15 protein-coding genes are annotated in these 15,883 nt (G+C 38.4%); all 15 read left to right on the top strand.

The genetic code is table 11. The features are described 5' to 3' along the window. Positions 1-20 precede the first annotated feature (20 nt). Positions 21-887 carry a ribosome biogenesis GTPase YlqF gene (gene ylqF / locus JNUCC25_RS21120; RefSeq protein WP_013058892.1) on the top strand — a complete coding sequence of 289 codons (867 nt, stop codon included), beginning with the start codon at positions 21-23 and terminating at the stop codon, positions 885-887. Positions 888-994: 107 nt separating this feature from the next. Beyond that, positions 995-1,762, top strand: a complete 768-nt coding sequence (locus JNUCC25_RS21115; protein ID WP_029320570.1) for a ribonuclease HII — start codon at positions 995-997, stop codon at positions 1,760-1,762. A gap of 369 nt (positions 1,763-2,131) precedes the next feature. After that, positions 2,132-3,292, top strand: a complete 1,161-nt coding sequence (gene sucC, locus JNUCC25_RS21110; RefSeq protein WP_013058890.1) for an ADP-forming succinate--CoA ligase subunit beta — start codon at positions 2,132-2,134, stop codon at positions 3,290-3,292. 18 nt (positions 3,293-3,310) lie between these two features. Then, complete coding sequence (gene sucD / locus JNUCC25_RS21105; RefSeq protein ID WP_454222437.1) at positions 3,311-4,213, top strand: succinate--CoA ligase subunit alpha; 903 nt, start codon at positions 3,311-3,313, stop codon at positions 4,211-4,213. Between the two features lie 63 nt (positions 4,214-4,276). Next, positions 4,277-5,158 (top strand): DNA-processing protein DprA, encoded by an 882-nt coding sequence (dprA, locus tag JNUCC25_RS21100; RefSeq protein ID WP_029320572.1) that lies wholly within the window; start codon positions 4,277-4,279, stop codon positions 5,156-5,158. A gap of 154 nt (positions 5,159-5,312) precedes the next feature. Next, entirely contained in the window at positions 5,313-7,388 is a 2,076-nt protein-coding gene (gene topA, locus JNUCC25_RS21095) for a type I DNA topoisomerase (RefSeq protein WP_013058887.1), read from the top strand. Between the two features lie 206 nt (positions 7,389-7,594). Continuing rightward, positions 7,595-8,899, top strand: coding sequence for an FADH(2)-oxidizing methylenetetrahydrofolate--tRNA-(uracil(54)-C(5))-methyltransferase TrmFO (trmFO, locus tag JNUCC25_RS21090; RefSeq protein ID WP_013058886.1), 1,305 nt, complete (start codon positions 7,595-7,597; stop codon positions 8,897-8,899). A 65-nt stretch (positions 8,900-8,964) separates the two neighbouring features. Then, the gene (gene xerC / locus JNUCC25_RS21085; RefSeq protein ID WP_013058885.1) at positions 8,965-9,867 is read left to right on the top strand and encodes a tyrosine recombinase XerC; all 903 of its coding nucleotides are present in this window, start codon (positions 8,965-8,967) and stop codon (positions 9,865-9,867) included. A 14-nt stretch (positions 9,868-9,881) separates the two neighbouring features. Then, positions 9,882-10,424 (top strand): ATP-dependent protease subunit HslV, encoded by a 543-nt coding sequence (gene hslV / locus JNUCC25_RS21080; RefSeq protein WP_013058884.1) that lies wholly within the window; start codon positions 9,882-9,884, stop codon positions 10,422-10,424. A 16-nt stretch (positions 10,425-10,440) separates the two neighbouring features. Beyond that, positions 10,441-11,841: an HslU--HslV peptidase ATPase subunit gene (hslU, locus tag JNUCC25_RS21075; RefSeq protein ID WP_013058883.1), complete on the top strand. Its 1,401-nt coding sequence runs from the start codon at positions 10,441-10,443 to the stop codon at positions 11,839-11,841. A gap of 28 nt (positions 11,842-11,869) precedes the next feature. Then, positions 11,870-12,649, top strand: coding sequence for a GTP-sensing pleiotropic transcriptional regulator CodY (gene codY / locus JNUCC25_RS21070; protein ID WP_013058882.1), 780 nt, complete (start codon positions 11,870-11,872; stop codon positions 12,647-12,649). A gap of 443 nt (positions 12,650-13,092) precedes the next feature. Continuing rightward, positions 13,093-13,482 (top strand): flagellar basal body rod protein FlgB, encoded by a 390-nt coding sequence (gene flgB, locus JNUCC25_RS21065; RefSeq protein WP_028411435.1) that lies wholly within the window; start codon positions 13,093-13,095, stop codon positions 13,480-13,482. Between the two features lie 2 nt (positions 13,483-13,484). Then, positions 13,485-13,934, top strand: coding sequence for a flagellar basal body rod protein FlgC (gene flgC, locus JNUCC25_RS21060; RefSeq protein ID WP_064472089.1), 450 nt, complete (start codon positions 13,485-13,487; stop codon positions 13,932-13,934). 12 nt (positions 13,935-13,946) lie between these two features. Then, positions 13,947-14,237, top strand: coding sequence for a flagellar hook-basal body complex protein FliE (fliE, locus tag JNUCC25_RS21055; protein ID WP_013058879.1), 291 nt, complete (start codon positions 13,947-13,949; stop codon positions 14,235-14,237). A 49-nt stretch (positions 14,238-14,286) separates the two neighbouring features. After that, positions 14,287-15,879 carry a flagellar basal-body MS-ring/collar protein FliF gene (fliF, locus tag JNUCC25_RS21050; RefSeq protein ID WP_078082139.1) on the top strand — a complete coding sequence of 531 codons (1,593 nt, stop codon included), beginning with the start codon at positions 14,287-14,289 and terminating at the stop codon, positions 15,877-15,879. Positions 15,880-15,883: the final 4 nt, after the last annotated feature.

Below are 15,883 nucleotides of genomic sequence, written 5' to 3'. Positions count from 1 at the left end.
ATATAAAAGGTGAGTAAAATATGACAATTCAATGGTTTCCTGGCCATATGGCCAAGGCCAGAAGACAAGTAACTGAAAAGCTAAAATTGATTGATATTGTATACGAACTGGTTGATGCACGCATTCCGCAATCATCGCGAAATCCGATGATTGATGAGATTATTGTGAACAAGCCGAGAATCGTATTGCTGAATAAAGTGGACAAAGCTGATCCGCGCGTTACTCAGCAGTGGCTAGATTATTACAAAGAACAAGGTATTTATGCCTTAGCTATTGACGCACAAGCAGGTAAAGGAATGAAACAAATTGTTTCGTCTTCCAAAGAACTTCTTCAAGAGAAGTTTGACCGCATGCGCGCAAAAGGAGTTAAAAAACCCCGCGCTATCCGAGCGATGATTGTAGGGATTCCTAACGTCGGTAAATCAACGCTGATTAATCGCCTTGCCAGCAAAAAAATCGCCAAGACCGGAGACCGTCCAGGTGTGACGCAAGCACAGCAGTGGATTAAGGTAGGGAATGAGCTGGAGCTACTTGATACGCCAGGTATTTTGTGGCCTAAATTTGAAGATGAAAAAGTTGGATATAAGCTTGCGACAACGGGTGCTATCAAAGATACCATTTTAAATATGCAAGATGTCGCTGTTTATGCACTGCGCTTCTTATCTAGCCATTACCCAGAACAATTAAAGCAGCGTTATGATTTAAATGAAATCCCTGAAGATATTGTAGAGCTTTTTGATGCAATTGGGTCGCGCCGCGGCTGTTTAATGGGTGGCGGCATGGTGGATTACGATAAAACAGCTGAGCTTGTTCTTCGAGAAATTCGAACGGATAAAATTGGCACCTTTACATTTGATGATCCAAGTGAAGCTGAACAGCAGCTGTAAGCAATACATTGCGAACTGAAACAAAAAACGCCTCTGCCTTTTCAGCATGAGGCGTTTTTTATGTAAAGGTGCCGTGTGAAAATGTTGATATAAAGAAGGTGGAGCTAATGAAAAAGAGTATTAAGGAAATAAAAGAAGAACTAAAGCAAGTGAGAAGCCCGGAAGATGCTTTATTTAAGGCATATGCGCAAGATGAGCGTAAAGGTGTGCAGCAGGTTATTATTCAAAAACAAAGGCAATTTGAAGCCGCTGAGCGCTTGAAGAAACAGTTTGATGAAATGATGGCATATGAAAATGAATTATATAGCCAAGGAGCAACCTATATTGCCGGAGTAGACGAAGTAGGAAGAGGGCCGTTAGCGGGACCGGTAGTAGCGGCTGCCGTTATTTTGCCTCCTGATTTTTTTCTTCCTGGTCTGACAGATTCCAAGAAGTTATCAGAGGCAAAGCGAGAAGCGTTTTATGAAGAAATTTGTAAAAGCGCTGTTGCTATCGGTATAGGCATTATAGGGGCAGAGGTTATTGATTCTATTAATATTTATGAAGCAACAAAAAAGGCAATGACTGAAGCAATTGAACTTCTAGCTGTTCAGCCTGATGAACTGCTTATTGATGCGATGAAGCTGCCGGTGCCTATTTCGCAGCAGTCAATCATCAAAGGCGATGCTACAAGCATTTCGATTGCTGCAAGTTCTGTTATTGCAAAAGTGACGCGAGATCGAATGATGAAAGAACTTGGTGAACGCTATCCTGCATATGGATTCGAAAAACATATGGGATATGGAACAAAACAACATTTAGAAGCAATCGAACAATATGGAATTTTGCCAGAACATCGCCGATCTTTTGCACCGATAAAAAACCAAGTAAACTAGAACATGATACCCGAGCATATCTCTGCTTTTTAGCGCATGTTTCACGTGCGGGATTTTAGGTTCAAAAAGAATATAGCCTATTTAAGTGGAGATATTGTAGAGGGTGAAGTTCGTAAATTATTTTCCTCTCAGTTCGCTTTAGTTATGAAGGTTGATTTACATGATCAACTATACGTTTAACGTCCGCAAAGCCTCATCGACTTCATAAGGTATAGTTAAGTACTATCTCCATAAAAATATCAATTTTCTTATTATTTCAATATTTTTCACTAGAATAGTAGACAATTAGACAATTATTTTTATACAATGAAAGCGCAGTCTATTTTGTGCAGTATAGTTTTGTGGTTGATTATGTTAGGAGGATGGGAAATGAATATCCATGAGTATCAAGGAAAAGAACTACTCAGAAAATATGGGGTTGCAGTACCAAACGGTCGAGTAGCTTTTACTGTTGAAGAAGCAGTTGAAGCAGCAAAGGAATTAGGTTCACAAGTATCAGTGGTGAAAGCACAAATCCATGCTGGTGGACGCGGTAAAGCGGGCGGTGTCAAAGTAGCAAAAAACTTAGATGAAGTTCGTACATATGCACAAGATATTTTAGGAAAGACCCTCGTAACACACCAAACAGGCCCTGAAGGAAAAGAAGTTAAGCGCTTGTTAGTTGAAGAGGGATGCGATATTAAGAAAGAATACTACATCGGTTTAGTTCTTGATCGTGCAACGTCTCAAGTTGTATTGATGGGTTCTGAAGAAGGTGGAACTGAAATTGAAGAAGTGGCGGAAAAAACGCCTGAAAAAATCTTTAAAGAATATGTAGATCCTGCGATTGGTTTACAAGCATTCCAAGCTCGCAGACTTGCATTTAATATTAATATTCCAAAAGAATTAGTTGGAAAAGCAGTTAAGTTCATGACAGGTTTATATACAGTATTTGTTGAAAAAGACTGCTCAATTGCAGAGATTAATCCTCTAGTTGTAACAGGTGACGGAGACGTTATGGCATTGGATGCGAAGTTAAACTTTGATTCAAATGCGCTGTATCGTCAAAAAGATATTCTTGAATATCGTGACCTTGAAGAGGAAGATGCTAAAGAAATTGAAGCATCTAAATATGACTTAAGCTACATTTCACTAGACGGTAATATCGGTTGTATGGTAAACGGTGCAGGTTTAGCAATGGCAACGATGGATATTATTAAGCATTATGGAGGCGACCCTGCTAACTTCCTGGATGTTGGGGGCGGCGCAACTGCTGAAAAAGTAACAGAAGCATTCAAAATTATTTTATCTGACCAAAATGTAAAAGGTATTTTCGTTAATATTTTCGGCGGGATTATGAAATGTGATGTTATTGCAACAGGTGTTGTTGAAGCAACGAAACAAGTTGGATTAAGCCTTCCATTAGTTGTTCGCTTAGAAGGAACAAACGTTGAACTTGGAAAAGAGATTTTACAAAAATCAGGCTTAAATATCACAGCTGCTGAATCTATGGCAGACGGCGCACAAAAAATCGTTTCACTAGTGAAATAGAAAGGCTGGGGGATAGGAATGAGCGTATTTATTAATCAAGATACAAAAGTAATTGTACAAGGAATTACAGGCGGAGTTGGCCTTTTTCATACACAGCAAATGTTAGAATATGGAACGAAAATTGTTGGTGGCGTAACGCCAGGTAAAGGCGGCTTAGAAGTAGAAGGTGTTCCGGTATTTAATACGGTTGCCGAGGCAAAAGAAAGAACAGGCGCAACGGCTTCTGTTGTATATGTTCCGCCAGCATTCGCAGCTGACTCCATTATTGAAGCAGTTGACGCAGATTTAGATTTAGTTATTTGTATTACGGAAGGTATTCCAGTATTAGATATGGTAAAAGTAAAGCGTTATATGGAAGGAAAACGTACGCGCCTTGTGGGACCTAACTGCCCAGGTGTTATTACACCGGAAGAATGTAAAATTGGAATTATGCCAGGGTACATTCACAAAAAAGGTCATGTAGGTGTAGTTTCACGTTCTGGTACATTAACATATGAAGCTGTTCATCAACTTTCTGAAGCTGGCATTGGCCAATCAACAGCTGTTGGTATCGGCGGTGACCCAGTGAACGGCACGAACTTTATCGATGTATTAAAAGCGTTTAATGAAGATGAAGATACGTATGCAGTAATTATGATTGGTGAAATCGGCGGTACGGCAGAAGAAGAAGCGGCAGAATGGGTAAAAGCAAATATGACAAAACCTGTGGTCGGCTTCATTGGCGGTCAAACAGCACCTCCGGGAAAACGTATGGGCCATGCTGGTGCTATTATTTCAGGTGGTAAAGGGACAGCGTCTGAAAAAATTAAAACAATGAATGAGTGCGGTATCCAAGTAGCTGAAACACCATCTGTTATGGGAGAAACACTTATTAAAGTGTTAAAAGAACAAGGCATTTACGAGCAGTGTAAGACTCATTAATAGAAGACATATAGCCTCCTTTGACCGGGGGCTATTTTGTCCATTTAAAAAGGAGATTGTAGAATGTCTGATTTACGGGAAAAATTAATTCATTTAGCACATTGTCCATCTGTTAATTGGAAACAAATTTTTACGCTACTTCAACAGAATTCTTCATTACAAAATCTCTACGAGTACTCTCCATCACAGCTTCAAAAACTATTGACTCTCTCGATTGAACGTGCTAATCAAATAAAAAAAGATTTGCAAACTATTCCAATACGAGATATTCTAGATAAATATGACGCTGAGAATATTCAATGTGTCACCATCCTAGATAATGAATATCCTGAACTTTTGCGCCATATTTATGATCCGCCTTGGGTATTATTTGCAAGAGGAAAGGTTTCTCTTCTACACGCTCCAGAAAGCTTAAGCGTTGTAGGAACAAGGAATCCCACTTCATATGGAACTGCAGCTCTGACTCATATTGTTAAGCCGATGCTGCATGAAGAATTTGTCGTTGTAAGTGGACTAGCTCTAGGGATTGACCAGGCTGCTCATGAACTGGCTATCGCTGAAAAAGCTAAAACGATTGCAGTTTTAGGCGGAGGGTTTTATAATATTTACCCAAGAGGAAACCAAAATTTAGCAAGAGAAATTGCGCAGCATCATTTGCTGCTTTCTGAATATGTCCCGTTTATGAAGCCGACGAAATGGTTTTTCCCTCGCAGAAACAGAATCATTAGCGGATTAACAGGAGGCACGTTGGTGGTGCAAGCAAAAGAAAGAAGTGGATCTTTTATTACCGCTGACCAGGCGCTTCAGCAAGGAAGAGAAGTATTTGCCATACCGGGTTCTATTTTTGAAGAAACATCATGTGGAACGAATAAGTTAATCCAATTAGGGGCAAAACTTGTGCAAAGCGCTGCTGATATTACAGATGAAATGATGTATATAAGATGAATGTTTCAAAGTAGTCATATTCTTGCATGGTATGAAATACTAGTGAGATACGTAGTAAAATCGTATGACTTATCTTTTGGACATTTGACAAACAAGAACCAAATATTTAATAATAATGAAGATTTTATTCTACCTCTTGAGGAGGAACAAATAGATGTCTGACTACCTAGTGATTGTAGAATCGCCTGCAAAGGCTAAAACAATTGAACGTTATTTAGGAAAGAAATATAAAGTAAAAGCATCGATGGGACATGTTCGCGATTTACCTAAAAGTCAAATGGGAATTGATATTGAACAGGATTACAATCCGAAATATATTACAATTCGCGGGAAAGGCCCGGTTTTAAAAGAACTAAAAACAGCGGCTAAAAAAGCAAAAAAGATTTACCTAGCAGCCGATCCAGACCGTGAAGGAGAAGCGATTGCATGGCACTTGGCGCACAGTTTGGATGTAGACATTGCATCGGACTGTCGCGTAGTATTTAACGAGATTACAAAAGAAGCGATTAAAGAATCTTTTAAACATCCACGAGCAATTAATATGGATTTAGTAGATGCTCAACAAGCACGCCGTATTCTTGACAGGCTGGTTGGCTACAACATCAGTCCATTGCTGTGGAAAAAAGTGAAAAAAGGATTAAGTGCCGGAAGGGTTCAATCAATTGCAGTGCGGTTAATTATTGATCGTGAAAAAGAAATTGCAAAGTTTATCCCAGAAGAATACTGGACGGTAAAAGCAACTTTTCAAAAAGGGAACGACCAATTTGAAGGCCAGTTAATCGAATATCAAGGGAAAAAAGTAGAGCTATCGAATGAAAATGATGTAACCAACATTGTTAAACAATTAGATGGAAATGAATTTTCAATTTCTAAAGTAACAAAACGTGAGCGAAAGCGTAATGCGGCTCCTTCTTTTACCACGTCTTCATTACAGCAAGAGGCAGCGCGGAAACTGAACTTCCGAGCGAAAAAAACAATGATGATTGCGCAGCAATTATATGAAGGAATTGATTTAGGAAAAGAAGGTACAGTAGGTCTTATCACGTATATGCGTACCGATTCTACTCGTATTTCAGAAACAGCTCAAACAGAAGCTAGAGATTACATTACGAACGCATACGGAAATCAGTTTGTGGCAACGGAAAAGCGTAAAGAAAAGAAAAATTCGAACGCGCAAGATGCCCACGAAGCGATTCGTCCAACTTCAGCTCTTCGTAAACCAGGAGAGGTAAAAGAGTTCTTATCGCGTGATCAGTATCGACTGTATAAGCTAGTATGGGAGCGCTTCGTTGCTAGTCAAATGGCACCTGCAATTATGGATACAATGGCTGTAGATTTGAAAAATGGAGACGTAACATTTAGAGCAAACGGCTCGAAAGTTAAATTTCCAGGCTTTATGAAAGTGTATGTTGAAGGCAATGATGATCAAGTGGAGGAAAAAGAAAATCTTCTTCCAGACTTAGAAGAAGGAGAAGTAGCTTATTCTAAGGACATCGATGAAAAGCAGCACTTCACACAGCCGCCGCCAAGATATACTGAAGCTCGTTTAGTCAAGACATTAGAAGAGCTAGGCATTGGCCGACCGTCTACATATGCTCCAACACTTGACACGATTCAAAAGCGCGGGTACGTAGCGCTCGATAACAAGCGTTTTGTTCCAACAGAACTTGGAGAAATTGTACTAGAGCTTGTATTGGAGTTTTTCCCAGAAATTTTAGATGTAGAGTTTACAGCTAAAATGGAAAACGATTTGGATGAAGTGGAAGATGGTAATGTTCAATGGGTGCGTGTTATTGACGAATTTTACAGTGATTTTGAAAAACGCTTAGAACATGCTGAAAAAGAAATGCGCGAAGTGGAGATTAAAGATGAACCTGCCGGAGAAGATTGTGAAGAATGCGGTTCACCTATGGTATACAAAATGGGACGCTACGGAAAATTTATGGCATGCTCTAATTTTCCTGACTGCCGCAACACAAAGCCAATTGTAAAAGAGATTGGTGTAAAGTGTCCGAAATGTGAAGAAGGAAATATCGTTGAGCGAAAATCGAAGAAAAAGCGTACATTTTATGGCTGTGATCGATTCCCGGGCTGTGACTTCGTATCTTGGGATAAGCCGATTGCAAGAAAATGTCCGAAATGTGAAAATCTGCTTGTGGAGAAGAAACAGAAAAAAGGAACTCAAGTCGTCTGTACAAGTTGTGATTATAAAGAGGAAGCTCAGCAGTAAAAGAGAATGGGATGAATTCCCACACTTTAAATTTAAAAATAGCAGTTATATAAGATGCGGCGACATTGCTTCATGTGCTAAAATGGAAACGTTATTAGCGACATTGAGTAATGTCGCATTTTCTTTGTCCCGTTAAAAAAGGAAAAGACAAGTGAATGAATAAGTAAAATGATAGAAAAGATAGAAATGAAGTTGGAGGATTTACAATGAATGAACAAGTAATTAATGTTATCGGAGCAGGTCTTGCTGGAAGTGAAGCGGCTTGGCAAATCGCAAAGCGCGGTTTGAAAGTCCGTCTTTATGAGATGAGACCAGTAAAGCAAACACCTGCTCATCATACGGACAAATTTGCTGAATTAGTATGTAGTAATTCACTGCGTGCGAATACATTAACAAATGCAGTGGGTGTGTTAAAAGAAGAAATGCGATTATTAGACTCTGTAATTATTCGTTCAGCAGACGAGTGTGCGGTTCCAGCAGGTGGAGCACTGGCTGTTGACCGTCACGAATTTGCCGCTCGTGTGACGGAAAGCGTTAAAAACCATCCAAACGTAACGGTTGTTAATGAAGAGATTACGGAAATTCCACAAGGACCAACTGTTATTGCAACAGGTCCGTTAACGTCAAAAGATTTATCAGAAAAGCTGCGTGCGTTAACAAGTGAAGATTATTTATATTTTTACGATGCGGCTGCACCTATTATTGAAAAGGACAGCATTGATATGGATAAAGTATATCTTAAATCTCGCTATGACAAAGGGGAAGCTGCCTATTTAAACTGTCCGATGACAAAAGAAGAATTCCAACGTTTTCATGAAGCATTAATCAATGCAGAGACGGTTCCTTTAAAAGAATTTGAGAAAGAAATTTATTTTGAGGGATGTATGCCAATTGAAGTAATGGCTTCACGCGGAGAAAAAACAATGCTCTTTGGACCAATGAAACCAGTTGGGTTAGAAGATCCGAAAACAGGAAAGCGACCTTATGCAGTTGTTCAGCTTCGTCAAGATGATGCAGCAGGTACACTATATAATATCGTAGGTTTTCAAACACATTTAAAATGGGGAGCACAAAAAGAAGTATTAAGCTTAATTCCAGGTTTGGAAAATGCAGAAGTAGTACGCTACGGAGTTATGCATAGAAATACGTTTATTAATTCTCCTAAATTGTTAAAGCCGACGTATCAATATCGTGAGCGTGATGACTTATTCTTTGCTGGACAAATGACGGGAGTAGAAGGATATGTAGAATCAGCGGCGAGCGGACTAATGGCCGGAATGAACGCAGCTCGACTTGTACTTGGTGAAGAATTGGTTGTATTGCCGCAGGAAACGGCGATTGGCAGTATGGCTCACTATATCACACATACAAGCGCTAAAAACTTCCAGCCGATGAATGCCAACTTTGGCTTATTCAAAGAATTGGAAGTGCGAATCAAAAACAAACAAGAACGAAATGAAACGCTTGCTAAAAGAGCATTGGAAACTATTCAGAATTTTACAACAAAATAATCAAAATTGTTTGCAAGGGCTACTTAATTGTGATAATATTTAGTAGCCCTTGTGAGGTGATAACATTGGAATTTGTTAAAGATGTATTAAATTCCTTTCTAGAATATTTACAAATTGAGAAAAACTATTCAAAATATACAGTTGACTGCTATGAAAAAGACATAGGTATCTTCATGTCTTTTATGCAGGAAGAGCAAATACAAAACCTACAAAGTGTTACATATGCTGATGCAAGGCTGTTTTTAACACGCCTATATGAAAAGCAGTATTCAAAAAGATCGATGTCACGCAAAATTTCTTGTTTGAGAACGTTTTATCGTTACTTAAATAGAGAAGAATTAGTAGAAGATAATCCATTTGCGCTCGTTACCCTTCCTAAAAAGGAAGAGCGAAATCCTCGCTTTCTGTATGAAGAGGAGATTGTGAAATTATTTCAAATGAATGACTTAACAACTCCGTTAGGGCAGCGTAATCAGTCTCTATTAGAATTGCTGTATGCCACCGGAATACGAGTGAGTGAATGTGCATCTATTAAGCTTAGCGATATAGATTTTTCACTTCAAACTTTGCTCGTATATGGCAAAGGGAAAAAACAACGGTACGTGCCATTTGGCTGTTATGCCAAGGGCGCTCTTAGAGTATATATAGATAATGGAAGAAAGCTTCTTTTAAAAAAGGCTCCTTCTGATACTCATTCGCTCTTTTTAAATTATAAGGGGACACCGTTGACAGACCGAGGCATACGCTTAGTCATTGATCAGTTAGTAAAGAAGACCGCTGAGAATATACATATTAGTCCACACGTTTTGCGGCATACTTTTGCGACTCATATGTTAAATGAAGGGGCAGATTTACGTACAGTTCAAGAAATGCTAGGTCATGAACATTTATCAACCACTCAAATATACACACATGTGACGAAGGATCGTTTAAAGGCAGTTTATATGAATCACCATCCTCGCGCATAAAAGGAGGAGTTAATTTGTCTACTTTCCATGCTACTACGATTTTTGCGGTTCAGCATAACGGTCAATGTGCCATGTCTGGGGACGGACAAGTAACGTTCGGAAATGCTGTTGTTATGAAACATACTGCTCGAAAAGTAAGACGTCTATTTCAAGGGCAAGTTCTTGCCGGCTTTGCAGGTTCAGTAGCTGATGCATTCACTCTTTTTGAATTATTTGAAACGAAGCTTGAAGAGTATAACGGAAATCTTCAGCGTGCAGCCGTTGAGCTTGCTAAACAATGGAGAAGTGACAAAGTATTGCGAAAGTTAGAAGCAATGCTTATTGTTATGAACAAAGATAACTTACTGTTAGTATCAGGAACGGGTGAAGTTATTGAACCGGACGACGGCATTTTAGCAATTGGATCAGGCGGAAATTATGCTTTATCAGCGGGACGTGCATTAAAACAACATGCAGGCGAACATTTAACAGCTAAAGAAATTGCAAAAGCAGCTTTAGATGTAGCAAGTGAGATATGTGTTTATACAAATGATCATATTATTGTAGAAGAACTGTAGGAAAGGGGATTTTTTTATGAATTCTCATTTAACACCTCGACAAATTGTAGAAAAGCTCGATCAGTATATTATTGGTCAAACGAAGGCAAAGAAAGCGGTCGCTGTTGCGCTGCGAAATCGCTATCGACGCGGTCTGCTAGACGAATCTTTACGTGATGAAGTTGTGCCGAAAAACATTTTAATGATTGGTCCTACAGGTGTGGGTAAAACCGAGATTGCACGCCGCTTAGCTAAGCTTGTCGGTGCACCTTTTATTAAGGTTGAGGCAACAAAATTTACGGAAGTTGGATATGTAGGACGCGATGTAGAATCAATGGTTCGTGATTTAGTGGAAACGTCAGTTCGACTTGTGAAAGAAGAAAAAATGAACGGCGTGCGTGATCGCGCAGAAGAAAATGCAAACAAGCGGATAGTAGAGCTTCTTGTTCCAAGCAAAAAGAAGCAGCAATCGTTTAAAAATCCGTTTGAAATGATTTTTTCAAACGGTACACAGTCAAGCGATGCGGATCCTGATCAAGATGAGGAAACGAATATTGCAACGAAGCGCAAGCAGATTGCTCATCAGCTTGCTTTAGGAGAGCTTGAAAATCATTATGTCACAATTGAAGTAGAAGAGCAACAGCCTTCTATGTTTGATATGTTACAAGGTTCGGGTATGGAACAAATGGGCATGAACATGCAGGATGCCTTAAGTAATTTTATGCCTAAAAAACAAAAAAAGCGCAAACTTACTGTTAAAGATGCACGAAAAGTATTAACAAATGAAGAAGCGCAAAAATTGATTGATATGGATGAAGTGACGCAAGAAGCTGTGAATCGTGCAGAACAATACGGAATTATTTTCATTGACGAAATTGATAAAATTGCTCAAAAAAGTGCTAATTCATCTTCCGCTGACGTTTCACGTGAAGGCGTGCAGCGAGATATTTTACCAATTGTAGAAGGGTCAACGATTGTTACAAAATATGGCGCAGTCAAAACTGATCATGTTTTATTTGTAGCAGCCGGTGCTTTCCATGTATCAAAACCGTCGGATTTAATTCCAGAATTGCAGGGTCGATTCCCAATTCGCGTTGAATTAACGAAGCTAACCGTTGAAGATTTTATAAACATTTTAGTAGAGCCAGATAATGCGTTATTAAAGCAATATGCGGCATTATTGGAAACTGAAGGTATACAAATTGAATTTTCTGACGATGCTATACGTAAGATTGCAGAAATTGCATATCAGGTGAATCAAGATACAGACAATATTGGTGCAAGAAGGCTTCATACGATTTTAGAACGTTTGCTAGAGGATTTATCGTTTGAAGCACCAGAAGTAACATTAGAGAAAATTGTGATTACTCCACAGTACGTGGAAGAAAAATTAGAAAAAATCGCTAAAAACAAAGATTTGAGTCAATTTATTTTATAGAACTGAAATCGCAGGAGGAAGAGTACTAATGGATTTATTAGGGAAAACTAGAAAGATTAATGCAATGCTACAAAAAGCAGCTGGTAAACCAGTAAACTTTAAAGAAATGGCTGAAACACTTTGCGAAGTGATCGAATCAAACGTATTCGTAGTAAGCCGTCGCGGTAAATTATTAGGAATCGCTGTTAAACAGCAAATTGAGAATGCGCGCATGAAAGATATGTTAGAAGCACGCCAGTTCCCAGAAGAATATACTCAAAGCTTATTTAACATTCAAGAAACATCTTCTAACTTAAACATTGAAAGTCAATATACAGCTTTCCCAGTTGAAAATAAAGACTTATTTGATGCAGGACTAACAACAATCGTTCCAATTATCGGAGGCGGAGAGCGTCTAGGTACGCTTGTACTATCTCGTTTAGACCGTCAGTTCGAAGACGATGACTTAATCCTTGCTGAATACGGTGCAACGGTAGTAGGTATGGAAATTCTTCGTGAAAAAGCAGAAGAAATTGAAGAAGAAGCACGTAGCAAAGCTGTTGTACAAATGGCAATTAGCTCATTATCATACAGTGAGTTAGAAGCTATTGAGCACATCTTTGAAGAGTTAAATGGAAATGAAGGACTATTAGTAGCAAGTAAAATTGCTGACCGCGTTGGAATTACACGTTCAGTAATCGTAAATGCGCTACGTAAATTAGAAAGTGCTGGCGTTATCGAATCACGTTCTTTAGGAATGAAAGGAACTTACATTAAAGTTCTTAACAACAAATTCTTAGTAGAGCTTGAAAAATTAAAATCTAACTAAGTTTATGAACTAAAAAGCACACGGGCAAAGCCCGTGTGCTTTTTTTGTGTGCTCTCAGTACAAAAAGGTTCGCTGTGAGTTAAGACGATTCGTTCACTATTTTTACAAATCTATAACAAACTTCATATAAAAATCTAAAAATTATATTATAGAATCTTTAAATAGTAAAAAGATACTAGTTGATTACAAATCGTTACTTTTATTACATATTGTTCAGGACTTATGATATATATTTTGATTTTAAATTTAAAAAATAGAGCTAAAGTATAGCATTGATGTTAAAATATGCTTGGAAAACGAATGAAAATTTTGGTTTATAGTCCAAAAGTTCTTAAAAAAGGATAGACATTGCATGAAGTTTTTCTTACAATAAGTTCTATGGTACTAAAGTCGAAATTTGTCTCATTTTTGAGGAAAATAGAATAGATAAGCAGGTGTAAGAATTGAGTTTGTTTTCAACTACTTTTCAAACAATTGAAAATGGAATTAGCTACGCGTCACAAAAGCAGCAGACGATTGCACAAAATATCGCAAACGTTGATACTCCAAATTATAAATCGAAAACAGTATCGCGTACGAGTGAATTCCGAGATTTATTACATAACGAGTTAGAAGCATATCAGACTGATTCAAAACATATCCCATTTTCCGATTCATCCCAGCGAGTGATTACCCAGCAAGGAAACACTTCCTATCAAGCAAATGGAAACAATGTGGATATGGATAAAGAGATGGCGGATATGGCTGAAAATCAAATTTACTATGAGGCGCTAGTAGATCGTTTAAATGGAAAATTTAATTCTCTTCAAACAGTCATTAGAGGAGGTAAATAAGTTTGACTATTTTTCAAAATATGAATATTACATCTTCAGCTTTAACTGCCAATCGTTTAAGGATGGACGTTGTTTCATCTAATATGGCGAATGCTGAAACTACAAGAGGGACGTACGTTAATGGTGAGTGGCAGCCTTACAAAAGAAAAATGGTTGTCATACAGTCTGATCGTTCGCCTTCTTTTTCGTCCCTCTTACACTCCGAAATTAATAAAAATCAAAACAATGGTGTAAAAGTCACAGATATCGTAGAAGATAATACTCCTTTTAATTTAGTATATAACCCGACGCATCCAGATGCGAATGACCAAGGGTACGTAAAGATGCCGAATGTAGATCCTTTAAAGGAAATGACGGATTTAATTAGTGCTACTCGATCTTATGAAGCAAACGTGACGGTCTTTAATACAAACAAAAGTATACTAACAAAGGCGTTAGAAATTGGGAAATAAAGGAGTGATAAAATGATTAATGGTATCAGCAATCAAATAGCAATAGCAAAAACAGCAGCTTCTACTAGCACTGGACAAACAACTCAACAGTTTTCAACGTTTTTAAAAGACTCAATCAATGAGTTAAACAATACTCAACGCGCTTCGGATATAGCGACTGAAAAGCTTGCTAAAGGAGAAAACGTCGAAATCCAAGATGTAATGATTACTGCTCAAAAAGCAAGTATTACGATGCAAACGGCTCTTGAAATACGCAATAAAGCTGTTGAAGCCTATCAGGAAATGATGAGAATGCAAATGTAATTGAGCGGTTATTAAAGAAAATGAAAATAGTAATAACCGGAGGAATACCATGAATGAAAGAATAGCTCTTTATCGAGATAAGATGAAAGTCTTTTGGAATAACCGCAAAAAAGGACAGAAAATAGCCCTTATCGCTGCTCCTCTTGCGGCTATTCTAGTCATTAGTTTAGCATCTGTTTTTTTAAACCAGGATAAATTTGTCCCTCTTTATAGCAATCTATCGGCTCAAGAAACAGGACAAATCAAAGCGGAGCTTGATGCTAGAAGCGTTCCTTCAGAAATCTCTGATAACGGAACAACCATTTCGGTGCCTGAACAAAGCGTTGACTCGCTAAAAGTTGATTTAGCTGCACAAGGAATTCCTGATAGCGGAAGTATCGACTATTCGTTTTTTGGGAAAAATGCGAGCTTTGGTATGACAGATAATGAATTTGATGTGTTAAAACTCGATGCGATGCAAACTGAATTGGCTAACTTAATGAAAAACATTCAAGGAGTCAACGATGCAAAAGTGATGATTACCCTTCCCAATGAAAGCGTCTGGGCGAATGAAAAGCAGGGAGAAGCATCAGCATCGATTGTGCTTAATACAAAGGCTGGTTATAAATTTGATGATCAGCAAATTAAATCTCTTTATCATCTAGTATCCAAAAGTGTGCCAAACCTTCCTACAGATAATATCGTCATCATGAACCAATATTTTGAGTACTTTGATTTAAAAGGTAACGAAACGAATTCAGCTTCTAGCTCATTTGCTTCGCAGAACGAAGCGAAAAAAGAAGTTGAGCGAGATATTCAGCGTCAAGTACAGCAAATGCTAGGAAGACTGGTCGGTCAAGATAAAGTAATGGTCTCTGTTACAGCAGATCTTGATTTTACACAGGAAAATCGCGAAGAAAAGCTAGTAGAGCCTGTTGATAAAGATAATATGCAAGGAATTGCCGTTAGCGCTGAAAAAATTAATGAAACATTTTCTGGTAAAAATGCTCAAGATGGAGGCGTTGCTGGAACAGGAGAAGAAGATACAACAAATTACTCATCCAGTACAACAAGTGGAGACGGAGACTACGAAAAAAATGAAGAACGAATTAATTATGAAGTGAATCGAATTCATAAAGAAATCGTCGAAAGTCCATACAAAATTCAAGACCTTGGCATTCAAGTAATGATAGATCCGTCCAATGCAAAAGGGAAATCGCAAGTTTCCGATACGCTTGAGTCAGACGTTCAAAAAATGTTAGGTACAATTGTCCGTACTTCTATTTCAAAAGATGCAAATACGAAAGCTCTCTCGGATAACGCGGTCAGCGATAAGATTACCGTTTCCGTTCAGCCGTTTAATGGACAAGAAACAGCTGACAACACAGCAAGTTCGATTCCATTGTGGATGTATATAATCGGAGGAGCACTGCTGCTTATTATTGTTGTTCTTATTGTGCTGTTGGTTAAGAAAAGGCGTCAAGACTTAGATGAAGAGGAATATGATGAAGAGTATGATGAAACTTTTGAAGCATATGAAGCAGCACAAAAAGCCCCTGTTTTAAGTGCTGAACAGCAAACAAAAAGCAATCTTGAAACGTTAGCGAAGCAAGACCCGGAAGAGTTTGCAAAACTGCTGCGAACATGGATTAGTGAGGATTAGGAGG

The organism is Priestia sp. JNUCC 25 (genome assembly GCF_053667915.1).
Note: the sequence above shows the minus strand (reverse complement) of the source record. Positions and strands in the feature narration are given on the sequence as shown.